Origin of the sequence: Peribacillus sp. FSL P2-0133, from assembly GCF_037975445.1 — a bacterium.
GTDB classification, from domain to species: Bacteria; Bacillota; Bacilli; order Bacillales; family DSM-1321; genus Peribacillus; species Peribacillus simplex_E.
In genome coordinates, this window is record NZ_CP150254.1 from 12,501 (window position 1) to 30,744 (window position 18,244).

Sequence of the window (18,244 nt, forward strand, 5' to 3'; positions counted from 1 at the left end):
CGCACGCCTGATAAGCGTGAGGTCGATGGTTCGAGTCCATTTAGGCCCACCATTCCATTTCCCGAAACGGGGCCTTAGCTCAGCTGGGAGAGCGCCTGCCTTGCACGCAGGAGGTCAGCGGTTCGATCCCGCTAGGCTCCACCAATGAAACAATCACGTTGTGATTGGGACAGCTTGTTCCTTGAAAACTAGATAATAGATAGAAGGCAATTAATTTTTTTCAAAGCATCTGTAAGATCTTTTTTAACGGTTAAGTTAGAAAGGGCGCACGGTGGATGCCTTGGCACTAGGAGCCGATGAAGGACGGGACTAACACCGATATGCTTCGGGGAGCTGTAAGTAAGCTTTGATCCGGAGATTTCCGAATGGGGAAACCCACTGTTCGTAATGGAACAGTATCTTTACCTGAATACATAGGGTACTGAAGGCAGACCCGGGGAACTGAAACATCTAAGTACCCGGAGGAAGAGAAAGCAAACGCGATTTCCTGAGTAGCGGCGAGCGAAACGGAATTAGCCCAAACCAAGAGGCTTGCCTCTTGGGGTTGTAGGACACTCAACATGGAGTTACAAAGGAACGGGGTAAATGAAGTGACCTGGAAAGGTCCGTCGAAGAAGGTAAAAACCCTGTAGTTGAAACTTCGTTCCCTCCTGAGTGGATCCTGAGTACGGCGGGACACGAGAAATCCCGTCGGAAGCAGGGAGGACCATCTCCCAAGGCTAAATACTCCCTAGTGACCGATAGTGAACCAGTACCGTGAGGGAAAGGTGAAAAGCACCCCGGAAGGGGAGTGAAATAGATCCTGAAACCGTGTGCCTACAAGTAGTCAAAGCCCGTTAATGGGTAATGGCGTGCCTTTTGTAGAATGAACCGGCGAGTTACGATTTCATGCGAGGTTAAGTTGATGAGACGGAGCCGCAGCGAAAGCGAGTCTGAATAGGGCGAATGAGTATGAGGTCGTAGACCCGAAACCAGGTGATCTACCCATGTCCAGGGTGAAGTTCAGGTAACACTGAATGGAGGCCCGAACCCACGCACGTTGAAAAGTGCGGGGATGAGGTGTGGGTAGCGGAGAAATTCCAATCGAACCTGGAGATAGCTGGTTCTCTCCGAAATAGCTTTAGGGCTAGCCTCAAGATGAGAGTATTGGAGGTAGAGCACTGATTGGACTAGGGGCCCCCAACGGGTTACCGAATTCAGTCAAACTCCGAATGCCAAATACTTATTCTTGGGAGTCAGACTGCGAGTGATAAGATCCGTAGTCGAAAGGGAAACAGCCCAGACCACCAGCTAAGGTCCCAAAGTATACGTTAAGTGGAAAAGGATGTGGAGTTGCTTAGACAACCAGGATGTTGGCTTAGAAGCAGCCACCATTTAAAGAGTGCGTAATAGCTCACTGGTCGAGTGACTCCGCGCCGAAAATGTACCGGGGCTAAACGTATCACCGAAGCTGTGGATTGACACCATTAGGTGTCGATGGTAGGAGAGCGTTCTAAGGGCGTTGAAGTCAGACCGGAAGGACTGGTGGAGCGCTTAGAAGTGAGAATGCCGGTATGAGTAGCGAAAGAAGGGTGAGAATCCCTTCCACCGAATGCCTAAGGTTTCCTGAGGAAGGCTCGTCCGCTCAGGGTTAGTCGGGACCTAAGCCGAGGCCGAAAGGCGTAGGCGATGGACAACAGGTTGATATTCCTGTACCACCTATACATCGTTTGAACGATGGGGGGACGCAGAAGGATAGGGTAAGCGCGCTGTTGGATATGCGCGTCCAAGCAGTTAGGCCGGAAACGAGGCAAATCCCGTTTCCATTAAGGCGGAGCTGTGATGGCGAGGGAAATATAGTACCGAAGTTCCTGATTCCACGCTGCCAAGAAAAGCCTCTAGTGAGATGTAAGGTGCCCGTACCGCAAACCGACACAGGTAGGCGAGGAGAGAATCCTAAGGTGTGCGAGAGAACTCTCGTTAAGGAACTCGGCAAAATGACCCCGTAACTTCGGGAGAAGGGGTGCTTTTTAGGGTGAATAGCCCAGAAAAGCCGCAGTGAATAGGCCCAGGCGACTGTTTAGCAAAAACACAGGTCTCTGCGAAGCCGCAAGGCGAAGTATAGGGGCTGACACCTGCCCGGTGCTGGAAGGTTAAGGGGAGAGGTTAGCGCAAGCGAAGCTTTGAACCGAAGCCCCAGTAAACGGCGGCCGTAACTATAACGGTCCTAAGGTAGCGAAATTCCTTGTCGGGTAAGTTCCGACCCGCACGAAAGGTGTAACGATCTGGGCACTGTCTCAACGAGAGACTCGGTGAAATTATAGTACCTGTGAAGATGCAGGTTACCCGCGACAGGACGGAAAGACCCCGTGGAGCTTTACTGCAGCCTGATATTGAATTTTGGTACAGCTTGTACAGGATAGGTAGGAGCCTGAGAAGCCGGAGCGCTAGCTTCGGTGGAGGCGTTGGTGGGATACTACCCTGGCTGTATTGAAATTCTAACCCGCGCCCCTTATCGGGGTGGGAGACAGTGTCAGGTGGGCAGTTTGACTGGGGCGGTCGCCTCCTAAAGAGTAACGGAGGCGCCCAAAGGTTCCCTCAGAATGGTTGGAAATCATTCGTAGAGTGTAAAGGCACAAGGGAGCTTGACTGCGAGACCTACAAGTCGAGCAGGGACGAAAGTCGGGCTTAGTGATCCGGTGGTTCCGCATGGAAGGGCCATCGCTCAACGGATAAAAGCTACCCCGGGGATAACAGGCTTATCTCCCCCAAGAGTCCACATCGACGGGGAGGTTTGGCACCTCGATGTCGGCTCATCGCATCCTGGGGCTGTAGTCGGTCCCAAGGGTTGGGCTGTTCGCCCATTAAAGCGGTACGCGAGCTGGGTTCAGAACGTCGTGAGACAGTTCGGTCCCTATCCGTCGCGGGCGCAGGAAATTTGAGAGGAGCTGTCCTTAGTACGAGAGGACCGGGATGGACGCACCGCTGGTGTACCAGTTGTCTTGCCAAAGGCATAGCTGGGTAGCTACGTGCGGACGGGATAAGTGCTGAAAGCATCTAAGCATGAAGCCCCCCTCAAGATGAGATTTCCCATGGCGCAAGCTAGTAAGATCCCTGAAAGATGATCAGGTTGATAGGTCAGAGGTGGAAGCGTGGCGACATGTGGAGCTGACTGATACTAATAGATCGAGGACTTAACCAACGCTTTTTAAAAAATGAAATACCTTCTTATTATCTAGTTTTGAAGGAACAACGTTCCTTTTATGTTTGGTGGCGATAGCGAAGAGGTCACACCCGTTCCCATTCCGAACACGGCAGTTAAGCTCTTCAGCGCCGATGGTAGTTGGGGGTTTCCCCCTGTGAGAGTAGGACGCCGCCAAGCCATTTCAAAGATCAGCCATCCAGCTGGTCTTTTTTCGTCGTTCGGGACAGATCAATTGACCAATTGGATGTTGCAAGGATCAAAAGTGGAACCTCTCGGACTTAATCCATTCAAATATTAAAAATGGCACCTTAGCTTGGCTTATTTTAAGGAATTGCACAATGCAAGGGTAATCATCATTGGGCATGGTTTTCATCAGTTCTGCCCACCATTCTGTTTCATAACGAGCTATTATGCTAAGGTTATAAGAAATCAAATAATGAATCAAAAGTTCAGGTAATGAAAAAGCTGACGAATCTTTATTGAGTGATAGCATGAACTGTCTTTCTGCCAAATTATACCGTATTGGGGAAGAAGCATTATGAATAGGAATGCCATCAGTTTTTAAATGCAGTGTCCCAGGAGCTTCTGAAATACTGTAAACTTGATTCGTTTTAGCTTTCAAAAATTCTTCCATTCGACTGCTGGACATTTGATAGCTATCCAAGGTCGCTGAGGGTAATTGAAAACCGTCCAAAGAGGGTAACATGGCGACGAAATTTTTCTTGGAAACGGACCATGTAAAGTTTTGCATATCCGGAATTTCCTTTATCAGCGTTCCCATGGAAAATTTTTCACCCTCCAGATGCTTTATATGAAATAACTTCTCGGCAATGCAGGTGAAAAGCCCGTTTTTTTGCGTTTTAACTTCATCCTTTAAAAATTCATATTGCTGTTTTTTCTTTTTTCTCGTAGTAACCCCATGGGCAAGCATCGAAGTTGATTCCGGATAGTTGGGATCGATCGTGAGCAGGCAAGCCTTTAACAATTGGGCGAATCCATAAAATGTTAAGATTGGTTGTATGGAAAGTGGTGCAATGGCAGCCTGATTATAATAAGTTTTAGCATGTTCAAGATGGTAAATAAATGGATAACAATTATCGTAACTTTTTATTTCCGCTTCTGCTATTTTTTCATGCGTGTAACATTTTTGTAAAAAAAGTTGTGAGGAAGATGCGGAAAAAAAAGGTGTATATTTATCGAAATTATCATTGTTTTCAGGCATTGCAGCTATCCTCCGAATTAATAGAATAATCAAACTTTTATTTCTCTTCTTGACAGTAGTATGTCCTATTGATAACCTACAAATAATATTTTTAAGCAGGAGGGGAAAATAATGTGGGAAAATAAATTTGCAAAAGAAGGTTTAACCTTTGATGATGTCCTATTAATTCCAGCGAAATCAGAGGTTTTGCCGAAAGATGTTAACCTTCAAGTCAACTTAGCTGAAAACTTAAAGCTCAACCTTCCTATCATCAGTGCAGGAATGGATACCGTGACAGAAGCTGAGATGGCAATTGCCATGGCTCGTCAAGGCGGTTTAGGTATCATCCATAAAAATATGTCCATTGAAGCACAGGCTGAACTGGTGGATAAAGTAAAACGTTCAGAAAGCGGTGTAATTACCGATCCATTTTTCTTAACGCCGGATCACCAGGTATTTGATGCAGAGCATTTAATGGGTAAATATCGCATTTCGGGTGTTCCTGTAGTCAACAATATAGAGGACCAAAAACTTGTGGGTATCATTACAAACCGTGATTTGCGATTTATTTCCGATTTTTCCTTGAAGATTTCCAGTGTCATGACTGTAGAGAATCTGGTCACAGCGCCAGTGGGAACTAACTTGGAACAAGCAGAGAAGATTCTTCAAAAGTACAAAATTGAAAAGCTTCCCCTTGTAGACGATAATGGAGTCCTTAAAGGACTTATTACGATCAAGGATATCGAGAAAGTCATTGAGTTCCCGAATTCGGCGAAAGATAAGCAAGGAAGATTACTTGCAGGTGCTGCAGTCGGAGTGACTAAGGATACAATGAAGCGTGTAGAAATGCTAGTTAAGTCCCATGTCGATGCAATCGTACTTGATACTGCTCACGGTCATTCAGAAGGCGTCCTTGAAATGGTGAAGGAAATCCGCGGGACATATCCTGAATTGACGATCATTGCCGGTAATGTGGCAACGGCTGAAGGAACGAAAGCATTGATTGAAGCGGGTGCCGATGTAGTCAAAGTGGGAATCGGACCAGGGTCAATCTGTACGACAAGGGTTGTGGCTGGTGTAGGTGTTCCACAAATCACGGCAGTTTTCGATTGTGCGACAGAAGCAAGAAAACATGGTAAAACGATTATCGCTGATGGCGGAATTAAATACTCTGGTGATATCGTTAAAGCCCTGGCTGCAGGCGGACATGCAGTAATGCTTGGCAGCATGCTTGCAGGTGTAACTGAAAGCCCAGGCGAAACGGAAATTTTCCAAGGTCGCCGTTTTAAAGTATATCGGGGTATGGGCTCCGTTGCTGCAATGGAAAAGGGATCTAAAGATCGTTACTTCCAAGAAGATAACAAGAAATTCGTACCGGAAGGCATCGAAGGGCGCCTTCCATACAAAGGACCTCTTTCAGATACCATTTTCCAACTGATTGGCGGCATTCGCTCAGGTATGGGATATTGCGGTACAGCCACATTGGAAGAGTTGAGAGAAAACTCTCAATTTGTCAAAATGACCGGTGCCGGGTTAAGGGAAAGCCATCCTCATGATGTACAAATTACCAAAGAAGCACCGAACTACTCAATGTAATGAATTTAACATATAATCGTCATTAAAATTTATTGTTAAAATAGACAGAGTCTGCGATTACTCTGTCTATTTTTTTTATTTTTTCTGTGATAAACTAGACAAGGTGTCAAGGGAATTACATAAAGTTTCTTCTTTGTTATAGAGATTAGCTTAAAAGTTGGAGGTATTGGAAATTGAAAAAAATCAGCAAGATGTCCCTCATTTTCACTTTTGTTTTAGTTCTTGTTATGTCGCAATTTGCCTATCAACCGGGGGAAGCTGTTGCTGAATCTGATAATTTGGGTTTAAAAGCAGAGGCAGCCATCATCATTGATGGTGAAACAGGACAAATCGTGTATGAAAAAAATGCCGATAAAGTATTAGGGATTGCATCCATGTCTAAAATGATGACCGAGTACATCATAATGGAGTCAATCAAAAATGGGAAAATCAGTTGGGATCAGAAAGTTAAAATAAATAAATACGTACATGACCTTTCAAAAGCACCTAATTTGTCGAATGTTGGGTTAACAGAAGGTGAAGATTATACAGTTAAGGAACTATATCAAGCTATGGCCGTCTATTCCGGAAATGCGGCAACAGTAGCTTTAGCACAGTTGGTTTCCGGAAGTGAAAAGAGCTTCGTTAAGTTAATGAACGAAAAAGCAAAGGAACTAGGCTTGAAAAACCATAAATTCGTTAATGCCAGCGGTTTGAATAACTCCGATTTATTAGGGCAATATCCTTCGGGTAATGAAGATGATGAAAATATCATGACAGCAAAAGATACTGGTCTTCTTGCTTATCGTTTAATAAACGATTATCCGGAAGTGTTAAAAATCGCCAGCATTCCTAAATTGAAGTTCCGTGATGGAAAAGAATATCCGAACTTCAACTGGATGTTGCCAGGTCTGATATTTGAATATAAAGGCGTAGATGGACTAAAAACGGGATCTACCGACTTTGCCGGTTATGGACATACAGGGACGGTTATCCGAGACGGTCAGCGCTATATCACGGTGGTTATGAAGTCCACTAATAAAAACGAACGTTTTGCAGATAGCACTAAGCTTATGAACTATGCTTATGCAACCTTTAAAAAGGAAAAAGTCCTTCCAGCCAATTACCAGGTGAAAGGGAAAGAAACACTTTCAGTAGTAAAAGGCAAGGAAAAAAATGTTAAGATTCAATCTGAAAAGGCAATCGAGCTACTTGTTGAAAATGGTGAGAAAGATAACTATAAAACAGATTTAGTGATCGATAAAAACAAATTGAATGATGATGGTAAGCTTACTGCACCAATCAAAAAAGGTGAAAAGCTAGGTTACATCACAGTCACTCCTAAAAAAGGAGAAGATTACGGGTACATTAACGGCGATCCAGTTAAGGTTAACGTCGTAGCTGCTGAATCTGTTGAAAAGGCAAACTGGTTCGTATTATCAATGCGAGCGGTTGGCGGATTCTTTGGTGACGTATGGAGCAGTGTAGCTTCTACTGTTAAAGGCTGGTTTTAAGTTTCGCGTATAAAACGGTTGCGTAATGTATAAAATTATAGTACATTATGGAAAACAATCTGATTATATAAGAAAGCAATGACAGGAAATAGTAACAAGTATTTCTTTCTATAGAGAGCCGATGGCTGGTGGAAATCGGTGTGAGAGTCTTGTGAATCCCTCCTGGAGCAGAGTATGGAAAGCCTTTTGGGGGTCAGTAAATACTTTCGGTTAAAAGCCGTTATCGAGTTAAGTGGTAGGCGTTTTTCATATGCCTTCAACTAGGGTGGCAACGCGGGTTAACTCTCGTCCCTTCTTCAGGGGACGGGAGTTTTTTGCGTTCTTTGATAAATCATCGAATTATTAAGGAGGAACTGAAAATGTTGGATTTGAAATATGTAAGAAATAATTTTGAAGAAGTGAAGCGTGTATTGCAATTTAGAGGGGAAGATTTGACCGATTTAGGTAAATTCGAGGAACTGGATGTAAAGCGCCGGACTTTGATTGCTGATACGGAAAAGTTGAAAAGCCAAAGAAATGAAGTTTCACAGCAAGTGGCCGTATTGAAACGGGAAAAAAAGGATGCAGATCAGTTGATTGCCCAAATGCGTGAAGTTGGTGACCGTATCAAAGGGTTCGATGATGAACTTCGTGAAGTGGAAGCACAGTTAGAAACATTACTTCTTTCCATTCCGAATATTCCGCATGAAAGTGTGCCTGTTGGTGAGACGGAAGACGATAATGTCGAAATCCGTAAATGGGGAGAGTTACCGGAATTCAAGTTTGAACCGAAACCACACTGGGATGTAGCTGGAGATTTAGGCATCCTGGATTTTGAACGGGCAGCAAAAGTGACCGGAAGCCGATTTGTATTTTATAGGGGTCTTGGTGCTCGATTAGAGCGTGCTTTAATTAGCTTTATGTTGGACCTTCATGTTGAGGAACATGGATATGAAGAAATGCTGCCGCCATATATGGTGAACCGTGCAAGCATGACTGGGACAGGTCAATTGCCAAAATTCGAAGAGGATGCTTTCCGTATCGAAAGTGATGATTACTTCTTGATTCCTACAGCCGAAGTCCCGGTGACAAACTTCCATCGTGATGAAATCATGAGCACGGACGATCTGCCGATAAGCTATGCGGCATACAGCGCTTCATTCCGTTCAGAGGCAGGATCTGCTGGTCGTGATACCCGCGGGTTAATTCGTCAGCACCAGTTCAATAAAGTTGAACTAGTGAAGTTCGTGAAGCCGGAAGATTCTTATGCAGAATTGGAAAATCTCACAGGTCATGCCGAAAAGGTCCTTCAGTTGCTAGGCCTTCCATACCGAGTGCTGAGCATGTGTACGGGAGATCTTGGATTCACTGCTGCTAAAAAGTATGATATCGAGGTTTGGATCCCGAGTTATGGGACGTACCGAGAAATTTCTTCTTGCAGTAACTTTGAAGCATTCCAGGCTAGACGGGCCAATATCCGCTTCAGACGTGACGCAAAAGGCAAACCGGAACATGTCCATACTCTAAATGGATCAGGTCTGGCAATCGGCCGTACAGTCGCTGCCCTTTTGGAAAATTATCAGCAGGAAGATGGCAGTGTTATCATTCCTGAAGTATTACGTCCATATATGCGCGGTGCGGAAGTCATTAAACCGTAAGTTAAAAGGAATCAGCTTCTGATTAAAGAGGCTGATTCTCCTTTTTATCAAAGTTTGAAATTATTTTAAAAAAACTTTATAGAGAGCTTGACTTTAATTTTAATTCCATGTAATATAATAAATGTTGATACGGAGGTATACCCAAGTCCGGCTGAAGGGATCGGTCTTGAAAACCGACAGGGGAGTCAAATCCCGCGGGGGTTCGAATCCCTCTACCTCCTCCATAACTTATTAATAACCACAGCGCATAAATTGGATATCGATAAATTCCGTTACAGATATGTAACGGAATTTTTGTTTTCTAATATATTAAAAAACCACCGGATAATCGGTGGTTTTTCTGTTTTAAATATTTCGCAACAACTTGGTTTGCTCCATATATTCGGCAATCCGTTTTATAAGAGGTTCGATGCTTGCTTCATCCTGCATAAGGTCATATTCGTTTATATTTAACCGAAGGACAGGGCAGGCGTTGAATTGATCAATCCATTCTTCATAACGGCCGTGCATTTCCTGCCAATATTCAATTGGGGTATGCTGTTCCATTGGACGTCCACGCTCTTGGATCCGGTCGAGGATATCATCCAGCGAACCTTCGAGATAGATAAGTAAATCAGGGTGCGGGAAGTATGGCGTCATTACCATGGCGTTGAAAAGGCTTGTATAAGTTTCGTAGTCCACATCATTCATCGTGCCTTTTTCATAATGCATTTTTGCAAATATCCCGGTGTCTTCATAAATGGAACGGTCTTGGATAAAACCGCCGCCATATTCGAAGATTTTTTTTTGCTCTTTAAAACGTTCAGCGAGGAAATAGATTTGCAGGTGGAAACTCCAACGATTAAAATCATCGTAAAACTTATCCAGATAGGGGTTCGTATCAACCTTTTCAAAGGATGTCCTGAATTGAAGGGCATCGGCTAAAGCATTGGTCATGGTCGATTTTCCTACGCCAACCGTCCCTGCTATCGTAATGACAGCGTTATTTGGAATGTTATATTTCTTTCGTAAGTTCATTTGACTTTACTCCTTTGTGCAGGGCGTTCGCAATTTGGCTGATTATCGTTTTCAAATCATCCTTGTTCCCGACAAAATCCAGCTCATCTCCGTTGAATGTAAGAACAGGTATGTCAGGGTGCTGTTTCTCAAATGCTTCCATGAATGTTCGATAATCCGCGGATAACTGCTCTAAATAAATGGAGGATATATTTTTTTCGAACTCACGACCTCTTTTACCGATTCGGGAGATAAGAGTATCAAGACTTGCATTTAAATAAATCACCATATTAGGTTTAGGCATATCCCGTGTTAAAATATTGAATATTTCAAGGTATTTATTGTATTGTCCGTTCTTTAACGTTCGTTCAGCAAATATCAAGTTCTTGAATATATGGTAATCAGCCACCACGGCTTGGTTATTAGTAAGATACTTTTTTTCGATATCTTCCAATTGTTTATACCGGTTACACAGAAAAAACATTTCTGTTTGAAAGCTCCACTCATCAATATCTTTATAGAATTTCCCGAGAAATGGATTTTCATCTACAATTTCCTTCAATAATGAAATTTGAAAATGATCTGCGATAACTTTTGCAAGTGATGTTTTTCCCACGCCGATTGGACCTTCGACGGTGATAAATGGGGTGGATTTCATCCAATCTGTCCTCCTTCATGAGGTATCAAGCTGAAATTCCCGGTTATTAGGTTTTTCGCCAAGAGATATTGTATCACAGACTTGGGACTTTAGTGACATTTTTGTCAGGTTGATAAAGAAAGAGAATGAAAGATTGTTTATTGGGGGTGGTATGTAGGTCAGTGCCTTGTTCGATTGAATGCTTAAAAGTCTTCACCATCTTTTATGGATGCCTTGAGAACATGGTTCATCATCTTTAATGCGTAATGATTATCTTCCTTTGATGCAGAAGCGATGCAATCCTTCGGAATCCATAATTTATATTCCCGCATATAGGCATCATTGGCTGTGAATAGCACGCAGATGTTGCCAGCTATTCCAGTAATGATCAGGGTTTCCACGTTTAATCGTTTAAGTAGTGTATTGAGTGCCGTCCCATAAAATGCGGAATGTTTCGGCTTGATGAGAAAGAATTCGTCCTGTTGAGGTTTTATCCTTTCGATTAATGAGGCATTTCCTTCATTTTTACATCTATCAATAATTTTATCGAAGTCAGCCTGCCATAAATCATAATGGTCGTTGATATAAATGATTGGAAAACCTTTTTCTTTCATTTGCTTTTTTAATTCCAAAATCGGATCGACGATAAGTTTCGTATGTTCAAGGAGCATATTCCCGTATTTGAAATCAAAATCATTGATCATATCAATGATAAGCAATGCAAAAGAAGGTGATTCAGGTCGATTCATGGTATATCCTCCTGTATTGTGAGAATTTACTTGCAGCACGTATGCCGCATGCGTTACTATTCATTAGAACAAGTAGTATGACCTTTATTTTTGTCTTATATGTGTCTGTTTACTCCTACTTTATATGAGGGGGTTTTTTTTATGAAGGATGATGTTTATTACATGAATTTAGCCTTAAAGGAAGCAAAAAAGGCGCAGATGTTGAATGAAGTGCCGATTGGCGCTTTAATCGTAATAGACGATCAAGTTATTTCGACAGGGCATAACCTGAGGGAAACGGAACAGAATGCGACGGCACATGCGGAGCTGCTTGCGATCAATGAGGCTTGCAAGGAACTTGGCAGTTGGCGCCTTGAAGATGCGACATTATACGTAACGCTGGAACCTTGTCCCATGTGTGCTGGGGCCATCTTGCAATCAAGGGTGAAAAGGGTAGTTTTTGGAGCGCATGATCCAAAGGCAGGTTGTGCAGGGACATTCATGGATTTACTTCAAGATGAACGCTTTAACCATCAATGTGATGTAACAAGCGGTGTATTGGGGGAAGAGTGCGGCTGGATATTGACTTCTTTTTTTAAAGAGCTTAGGGATAGAAAGAAAACTTTGAAAAGAGAGCAAGCACTTAAGATTGCCGAAGAAAATAAATAGGGAAAAACGAGTGTCGAAAAAAAGTTTGCTTCGTTTGATAAATTTGGAATCAAACTGTTCATGAACAACACTTGCGTTTTTTTTGTTACCTTAGTATAATGAATTATGCGTCGACATGACGCTGTGAAATTGGTATTACTTTTGCCGTGCTAGACGGGGAGGTAGCGGTGCCCTGTACTCGCAATCCGCTCTAGCGAGGTTGAATCCCTTCTCGAGGTTAGCATTCTGTAGGGCCTGCCTTAAGTAAGTGGTGTTGACGCCCGGGTCCTGCGCAATGGGACTCCATGAACCATGTCAGGTCCGGAAGGAAGCAGCATTAAGTGGAAGTTCTCATGTGCCGCAGGGTTGCCTGGGTCGAGCTAACTGCTTAAGTAACGCTTATGGTTGCTAATCGACAGAAGGTGCACGGCAGTTATTTTACATAAACAAAAAACTCATTCGTATCGGGTGGGTTTTTTTTTATGCCAAGAAGGTAAAGCGCTTGGTATTTTTGAAAAAAATGAGGCAATGATGAAATTTCTTTTTAGACTTTGAAATTAAGGAAATCAGTAATGTATAATAAACAAGATGGAGAAAAGAAGGAGGGATTTCCGTGGGGTATCAAGCATTATACCGGGTATGGCGGCCACAACAATTCATTGATGTAGTCGGGCAGGAACATGTAACGAAAACGTTGCAGAATGCCTTGGTCGGGCAGAAGGTTTCGCATGCCTATTTATTTTCCGGTCCACGTGGAACAGGGAAAACAAGTGCTGCCAAAATTCTAGCAAAAGCAGTGAATTGTGAGCATGCCCCGACAAGTGAGCCCTGTAACGAATGTGCTACCTGCCGCGGAATCACCGATGGCTCCATATCAGATGTTATAGAAATTGATGCAGCATCCAATAATGGTGTCGAGGAAATCCGTGACATTCGTGATAAGGTCAAATATGCTCCTAACGCGGTTACATATAAAGTTTATATCATCGATGAGGTACATATGCTTTCACAAGGGGCTTTCAATGCGCTTTTAAAGACATTGGAAGAACCTCCGAAGCACGTGATTTTTATATTGGCGACGACTGAACCTCATAAGATTCCACTAACGATCATTTCCCGTTGCCAAAGGTTTGATTTTAAAAGGATCCAGCCTCAAGATATAGTTGGCAGGATGTCACAAATCATTGCAGAAACAGGTGTTTCATGTGATGAACAAGCCCTGCATATCATTGCAAGGGCAGCCGAAGGCGGGATGCGAGATGCACTAAGCCTTCTTGATCAAGCGATATCCTTCAGTTCGGAGACAGTTTCTATGGAAGATGCATTGACTGTCACTGGTTCTGTGTCGCAGGCATTTTTAAGCCGTCTGGCAAAGGCTATATATGATAAAGAAGTAGCGGTGGCACTTGAAGTCCTTGAAGAATTGCTGGCCATGGGAAAAGACCCGGCTAGGTTCATAGAAGACATGATTTATTATTTCCGTGACATGCTTTTATTTCAAACGGCACCGGCACTGGCAGAATCCTTCGAGCGTGTTTTGATAGATCCCCAATTTAAGGAATTGGCAGAAGTAATCTCTTCTGAATCGATTTACTCCATTATTGAAAGCTTCAATCAAACACAGCAGGATATGAAATGGACAAATCATCCAAGGATTTTCCTTGAAGTGGCACTTGTGAAGTTATGTAATGAGCAAAGGCCAAATCAAAGTGATAACGGGCAGCTTCAACAGCTGCTGCAGAAAATAGAAGATTTAGAGAAGAAATTACTCGAAATGCAGAAAAACGGCATCCCGGCAGCCATGACGGAAAAACCTGCAGAGCAGGCTAAGGCGCAAAGGGCCGTTAAAAAGGCGTATAAAGCACCAGCAGGAAAGATCAATCAAATTTTGAAACAAGCTACGAAGCCGGACCTTACTGCTGTGAAAAGTAAGTGGGGGGAAGTGCTTGAACAGTTAGGTCAGCAAAATCAAAAATCATTGGCAGCTTTATTAACGGAGGCAGAACCTGTTGCTGCGTCTACTGAAGCTTTTGTGGTAAAATTCAAATATGATATTCATTGTCAAATGGCAATGGAAAATAACCGTTTCGTGGAAGTGATAGCCTCGATCATGCAGCAATTGACCGGACATCGTATGGAGATAGCTGGAGTTCCGGAGAGCCAGTGGCAAAGGTTGCGGGAGGATTTCATATCGACACAGCAGTTCGACGGTCCAGAAGAAACGGAATCAAAAGAAGAAGACCCCTTTATAGCAGAGGCTAGAAAATTAGTCGGCGATGATTTACTTGAAATTAAAGAATAATTGGAGGTAAGAAGAATGGGTATGCGCGGCGGTAATATGCAGAACATGATGAAACAAATGCAAAAGATGCAAAAGAAGATGGCAGAGGCACAGGAAGAATTAGGTGAAAAAAAGGTTGAAGGAACTGCTGGCGGCGGAATGGTGACGGTCATCGTTACTGGACATAAAGAAATAGTCGATGTAGTCATCAAACCGGAAGTTGTCGATCCGGATGATATCGATATGCTTCAGGATTTAGTGCTGGCTGCGACTAACGATGCTTTGAAAAAGGCGGAAGAACTGACAAACCAAACGATGGGACAATTCACTAAGGGAATGAACCTTCCGGGTATGTTTTAAGCAAGTTCAAAAGAAACTTCCTTTCAGGGGGTTTCTTTTGAAATTTTTAGGAGGAATTCGATGCATTATCCAGAACCAATTTCCAAGCTCATTGACAGTTTTATGAAATTGCCGGGGATTGGTCCTAAAACGGCTGCTCGATTAGCCTTTCATGTACTAAGCATGAAGGAAGATACTGTTTTGGATTTTGCAAAAGCACTTGTTAATGCTAAGCGGAATCTTATGTATTGCTCAGTCTGTGGTCATATTACAGATCAAGATCCTTGTTATATTTGCGAAGATCAAAAGAGGGACAGAAGTTTGATTTGTGTGGTTCAGGACCCGAAAGATGTAATAGCTATGGAAAAGATGAGAGAGTTCAATGGTTTATACCATGTACTGCATGGCAGTATTTCCCCAATGGACGGAATCGGTCCGGAAGATATAAATATTCCTGATTTATTAAAGCGCCTGCAAGATGAAACAGTGCTGGAGGTAATTTTGGCTACTAATCCTAACATTGAAGGTGAAGCGACAGCCATGTATATTTCGCGGTTGCTTAGACCATCAGGCATCAAAGTGACCCGAATTGCCCACGGACTTCCTGTTGGCGGAGATTTGGAGTATGCGGATGAAGTGACGCTATCAAAAGCAATAGAAGGAAGAAGAGAAATATAAGATAGCTGGGAGGACTTCACTTGTTCTTTCGTAAAAAAAAGAAACTTCGGAATGAATTCAATGATTCATTAATCGAAGAGCTTGAACATTTGAAATGGAATTGGCATAATCAAAAATCATTACTTGAAAAAAGCGTTGATCCATCTGAGGAAGTAATCGCCCAAACGAGACTGGCGGAAGTGAAATATTTCTACTTATTCAGGGAAGTTAAAAGAAGGAATGTCCGCTTAAAAAGATGATAAGGAAATGGCTGTGAAGGATTGCGTGTTCCTCATGGCCATTTTTTTTCAGTTCTTAATCCATCGATTTCTTCATATAAGTGTAGTACAAGCTTGCGGGGAGGAATGAGTTTGGAACCAGTTGTCTTTGTTGCTGTAATTGGCGGCCTGATTTTAATGCTCCTCATTATCGGGGCGCCATTAAGACCTGTCCGGTTTATAGGGCAGGGGATTATAAAGGTCATTATCGGTGCAGCATTTTTGTTCTTTTTGAATACACTTGGGAATCAAGCGGGCATTCATGTACCCATCAACCCTGTTACCTCGGCAGTCGCCGGTCTGCTTGGAATACCGGGAGTTGCCGCTTTGGCGGCCATTGGTTATTGGATCATTTAAAGGATATTCCGTCGAAGTCTTATGAAAACCCCATGGATATCTCCCTGGGGTTTTTATCATGTTATAGTTTTTTTAAAAAAAATCAATTAAACCATTGACGATAACTCATCAACCTGATAATATATTAGGAGTCGCCAATAACGACATCGTCAATTGCTCAATCGAAAAACAATTTTAAATAATTGTTGACATCAGGTTAAGTAAGTGATAAGATAATAAAGTCGCTTACGAAGTAACGGCGAAAAATCGCTCTTTGAAAACTGAACAAAACAAAGCGCCAACGTTAAATTTTAAGTGAGCACACACTATCAAAAAAGCAAATGAGCAAGTCAAACATTTCTTCGGAGAGTTTGATCCTGGCTCAGGACGAACGCTGGCGGCGTGCCTAATACATGCAAGTCGAGCGAATCGACGGGAGCTTGCTCCCTGAGATTAGCGGCGGACGGGTGAGTAACACGTGGGCAACCTGCCTATAAGACTGGGATAACTTCGGGAAACCGGAGCTAATACCGGATACGTTCTTTTCTCGCATGAGAGAAGATGGAAAGACGGTTTACGCTGTCACTTATAGATGGGCCCGCGGCGCATTAGCTAGTTGGTGAGGTAATGGCTCACCAAGGCGACGATGCGTAGCCGACCTGAGAGGGTGATCGGCCACACTGGGACTGAGACACGGCCCAGACTCCTACGGGAGGCAGCAGTAGGGAATCTTCCGCAATGGACGAAAGTCTGACGGAGCAACGCCGCGTGAACGAAGAAGGCCTTCGGGTCGTAAAGTTCTGTTGTTAGGGAAGAACAAGTACCAGAGTAACTGCTGGTACCTTGACGGTACCTAACCAGAAAGCCACGGCTAACTACGTGCCAGCAGCCGCGGTAATACGTAGGTGGCAAGCGTTGTCCGGAATTATTGGGCGTAAAGCGCGCGCAGGTGGTTCCTTAAGTCTGATGTGAAAGCCCACGGCTCAACCGTGGAGGGTCATTGGAAACTGGGGAACTTGAGTGCAGAAGAGGAAAGTGGAATTCCAAGTGTAGCGGTGAAATGCGTAGAGATTTGGAGGAACACCAGTGGCGAAGGCGACTTTCTGGTCTGTAACTGACACTGAGGCGCGAAAGCGTGGGGAGCAAACAGGATTAGATACCCTGGTAGTCCACGCCGTAAACGATGAGTGCTAAGTGTTAGAGGGTTTCCGCCCTTTAGTGCTGCAGCTAACGCATTAAGCACTCCGCCTGGGGAGTACGGCCGCAAGGCTGAAACTCAAAGGAATTGACGGGGGCCCGCACAAGCGGTGGAGCATGTGGTTTAATTCGAAGCAACGCGAAGAACCTTACCAGGTCTTGACATCCTCTGACAACCCTAGAGATAGGGCTTTCCCCTTCGGGGGACAGAGTGACAGGTGGTGCATGGTTGTCGTCAGCTCGTGTCGTGAGATGTTGGGTTAAGTCCCGCAACGAGCGCAACCCTTGATCTTAGTTGCCAGCATTCAGTTGGGCACTCTAAGGTGACTGCCGGTGACAAACCGGAGGAAGGTGGGGATGACGTCAAATCATCATGCCCCTTATGACCTGGGCTACACACGTGCTACAATGGATGGTACAAAGGGCTGCAAACCTGCGAAGGTAAGCGAATCCCATAAAGCCATTCTCAGTTCGGATTGCAGGCTGCAACTCGCCTGCATGAAGCCGGAATCGCTAGTAATCGCGGATCAGCATGCCGCGGTGAATACGTTCCCGGGCCTTGTACACACCGCCCGTCACACCACGAGAGTTTGTAACACCCGAAGTCGGTGAGGTAACCTTTATGGAGCCAGCCGCCTAAGGTGGGACAGATGATTGGGGTGAAGTCGTAACAAGGTAGCCGTATCGGAAGGTGCGGCTGGATCACCTCCTTTCTAAGGATAATTACGAGGCGCTTTTGTTTTGTTCAGTTTTGAATGAGTGATTCATTCAATTAAATAGCAATCCCGCGATAAGCTTGGGAAGCAGAAGCTTATTATTTATGTGAATGGGCCTATAGCTCAGCTGGTTAGAGCGCACGCCTGATAAGCGTGAGGTCGATGGTTCGAGTCCATTTAGGCCCACCATTCCATTTCCCGAAACGGGGCCTTAGCTCAGCTGGGAGAGCGCCTGCCTTGCACGCAGGAGGTCAGCGGTTCGATCCCGCTAGGCTCCACCAATGAAACAATCACGTTGTGATTGGGACAGCTTGTTCCTT

Annotated in this window: 13 protein-coding genes, 5 tRNA genes, 3 rRNA genes, 1 other RNA gene and 1 other annotated feature (1 of these 23 running past the window's edge); of the genes, 18 read left to right on the plus strand and 4 right to left on the minus strand. The window is 44.0% G+C overall.

Annotated features, from left to right (window positions below; genetic code table 11):
- The 4 genes from MKY17_RS00060 to rrf all read left to right on the plus strand — a co-directional run.
- A tRNA-Ile gene (locus MKY17_RS00060) sits at positions 1 to 52 on the plus strand; it begins 25 nt to the left of the window's first position.
- Positions 53 to 68: 16 nt separating this feature from the next.
- Positions 69 to 144, plus strand: a tRNA-Ala gene (locus tag MKY17_RS00065).
- 104 nt (positions 145 to 248) lie between these two features.
- Positions 249 to 3,181, plus strand: a 23S ribosomal RNA gene (locus tag MKY17_RS00070).
- 64 nt (positions 3,182 to 3,245) lie between these two features.
- Positions 3,246 to 3,361: ribosomal RNA gene (rrf, locus tag MKY17_RS00075) — 5S ribosomal RNA — on the plus strand.
- Between the two features lie 79 nt (positions 3,362 to 3,440).
- Here rrf and MKY17_RS00080 read toward each other — a convergent pair.
- Positions 3,441 to 4,406 carry a YaaC family protein gene (locus MKY17_RS00080; RefSeq protein WP_098373821.1) on the minus strand — a complete coding sequence of 322 codons (966 nt, stop codon included), beginning with the start codon at positions 4,404 to 4,406 and terminating at the stop codon, positions 3,441 to 3,443.
- 111 nt (positions 4,407 to 4,517) lie between these two features.
- Between MKY17_RS00080 and guaB the strand changes: the two genes are divergently transcribed.
- The 4 genes from guaB (at position 4,518) to MKY17_RS00100 (ending at position 9,335) form a co-directional block, all read left to right on the plus strand.
- Positions 4,518 to 5,981: an IMP dehydrogenase gene (gene guaB / locus MKY17_RS00085; RefSeq protein WP_063236531.1), complete on the plus strand. Its 1,464-nt coding sequence runs from the start codon at positions 4,518 to 4,520 to the stop codon at positions 5,979 to 5,981.
- A 173-nt stretch (positions 5,982 to 6,154) separates the two neighbouring features.
- Positions 6,155 to 7,474, plus strand: a complete 1,320-nt coding sequence (locus tag MKY17_RS00090; RefSeq protein ID WP_286177281.1) for a D-alanyl-D-alanine carboxypeptidase family protein — start codon at positions 6,155 to 6,157, stop codon at positions 7,472 to 7,474.
- Between the two features lie 69 nt (positions 7,475 to 7,543).
- Positions 7,544 to 7,770, plus strand: a binding site (T-box leader).
- A gap of 63 nt (positions 7,771 to 7,833) precedes the next feature.
- Positions 7,834 to 9,111, plus strand: a complete 1,278-nt coding sequence (gene serS, locus MKY17_RS00095) for a serine--tRNA ligase (protein ID WP_098373822.1) — start codon at positions 7,834 to 7,836, stop codon at positions 9,109 to 9,111.
- Positions 9,112 to 9,242: 131 nt separating this feature from the next.
- Positions 9,243 to 9,335, plus strand: a tRNA-Ser gene (locus MKY17_RS00100).
- Between the two features lie 121 nt (positions 9,336 to 9,456).
- On the opposite strand, the gene MKY17_RS00105 is transcribed toward MKY17_RS00100, so the two are convergent.
- The 3 genes from MKY17_RS00105 to MKY17_RS00115 form a co-directional block, all read right to left on the minus strand.
- Complete coding sequence (locus MKY17_RS00105) at positions 9,457 to 10,128, minus strand: deoxynucleoside kinase (RefSeq protein ID WP_098373823.1); 672 nt, start codon at positions 10,126 to 10,128, stop codon at positions 9,457 to 9,459.
- On the minus strand, positions 10,106 to 10,765 hold the full coding sequence (locus MKY17_RS00110; RefSeq protein WP_098373824.1) for a deoxynucleoside kinase: 660 nt from the start codon (positions 10,763 to 10,765) through the stop codon (positions 10,106 to 10,108). The genes MKY17_RS00105 and MKY17_RS00110 overlap by 23 nt, the downstream gene beginning before the upstream one ends.
- A gap of 182 nt (positions 10,766 to 10,947) precedes the next feature.
- Positions 10,948 to 11,493 (minus strand): isochorismatase family cysteine hydrolase, encoded by a 546-nt coding sequence (locus MKY17_RS00115; RefSeq protein WP_098373825.1) that lies wholly within the window; start codon positions 11,491 to 11,493, stop codon positions 10,948 to 10,950.
- A 141-nt stretch (positions 11,494 to 11,634) separates the two neighbouring features.
- Between MKY17_RS00115 and tadA the strand changes: the two genes are divergently transcribed.
- From tadA to MKY17_RS00165, 10 genes are all read left to right on the plus strand, one after another.
- Positions 11,635 to 12,141: a tRNA adenosine(34) deaminase TadA gene (tadA, locus tag MKY17_RS00120; protein ID WP_098373826.1), complete on the plus strand. Its 507-nt coding sequence runs from the start codon at positions 11,635 to 11,637 to the stop codon at positions 12,139 to 12,141.
- A 144-nt stretch (positions 12,142 to 12,285) separates the two neighbouring features.
- Positions 12,286 to 12,550, plus strand: an RNA gene (gene ffs / locus MKY17_RS00125) — signal recognition particle sRNA large type.
- 183 nt (positions 12,551 to 12,733) lie between these two features.
- Entirely contained in the window at positions 12,734 to 14,422 is a 1,689-nt protein-coding gene (gene dnaX, locus MKY17_RS00130) for a DNA polymerase III subunit gamma/tau (protein ID WP_339201188.1), read from the plus strand.
- A gap of 21 nt (positions 14,423 to 14,443) precedes the next feature.
- Positions 14,444 to 14,761 carry a YbaB/EbfC family nucleoid-associated protein gene (locus tag MKY17_RS00135; protein WP_076373267.1) on the plus strand — a complete coding sequence of 106 codons (318 nt, stop codon included), beginning with the start codon at positions 14,444 to 14,446 and terminating at the stop codon, positions 14,759 to 14,761.
- Positions 14,762 to 14,821: 60 nt separating this feature from the next.
- Positions 14,822 to 15,418, plus strand: coding sequence for a recombination mediator RecR (recR, locus tag MKY17_RS00140; RefSeq protein ID WP_034316264.1), 597 nt, complete (start codon positions 14,822 to 14,824; stop codon positions 15,416 to 15,418).
- A gap of 20 nt (positions 15,419 to 15,438) precedes the next feature.
- Positions 15,439 to 15,657, plus strand: a complete 219-nt coding sequence (locus MKY17_RS00145; RefSeq protein WP_063236519.1) for a YaaL family protein — start codon at positions 15,439 to 15,441, stop codon at positions 15,655 to 15,657.
- Positions 15,658 to 15,768: 111 nt separating this feature from the next.
- Positions 15,769 to 16,032, plus strand: a complete 264-nt coding sequence (locus tag MKY17_RS00150) for a pro-sigmaK processing inhibitor BofA family protein (protein ID WP_076373247.1) — start codon at positions 15,769 to 15,771, stop codon at positions 16,030 to 16,032.
- Between the two features lie 338 nt (positions 16,033 to 16,370).
- Positions 16,371 to 17,921: ribosomal RNA gene (locus MKY17_RS00155) — 16S ribosomal RNA — on the plus strand.
- A gap of 115 nt (positions 17,922 to 18,036) precedes the next feature.
- Positions 18,037 to 18,113, plus strand: a tRNA-Ile gene (locus tag MKY17_RS00160).
- Positions 18,114 to 18,129: 16 nt separating this feature from the next.
- Positions 18,130 to 18,205 (plus strand) — tRNA-Ala (locus MKY17_RS00165).
- Positions 18,206 to 18,244: the final 39 nt, after the last annotated feature.

What these genes read in the sequence shown, in the direction of transcription:
- MKY17_RS00080 (WP_098373821.1), bottom strand. Translation starts at nt 4,406, where the DNA reads ATGCCTGAAAACAATGATAATTTCGATAAATATACACCTTTTTTTTCC.
- guaB (WP_063236531.1), top strand. Translation starts at nt 4,518, where the DNA reads ATGTGGGAAAATAAATTTGCAAAAGAAGGTTTAACCTTTGATGATGTC.
- serS (WP_098373822.1), top strand. Translation starts at nt 7,834, where the DNA reads ATGTTGGATTTGAAATATGTAAGAAATAATTTTGAAGAAGTGAAGCGT.
- MKY17_RS00105 (WP_098373823.1), bottom strand. Translation starts at nt 10,128, where the DNA reads ATGAACTTACGAAAGAAATATAACATTCCAAATAACGCTGTCATTACG.
- MKY17_RS00110 (WP_098373824.1), bottom strand. Translation starts at nt 10,765, where the DNA reads ATGAAATCCACCCCATTTATCACCGTCGAAGGTCCAATCGGCGTGGGA.
- MKY17_RS00115 (WP_098373825.1), bottom strand. Translation starts at nt 11,493, where the DNA reads ATGAATCGACCTGAATCACCTTCTTTTGCATTGCTTATCATTGATATG.
- tadA (WP_098373826.1), top strand. Translation starts at nt 11,635, where the DNA reads ATGAAGGATGATGTTTATTACATGAATTTAGCCTTAAAGGAAGCAAAA.
- MKY17_RS00135 (WP_076373267.1), top strand. Translation starts at nt 14,444, where the DNA reads ATGCGCGGCGGTAATATGCAGAACATGATGAAACAAATGCAAAAGATG.
- recR (WP_034316264.1), top strand. Translation starts at nt 14,822, where the DNA reads ATGCATTATCCAGAACCAATTTCCAAGCTCATTGACAGTTTTATGAAA.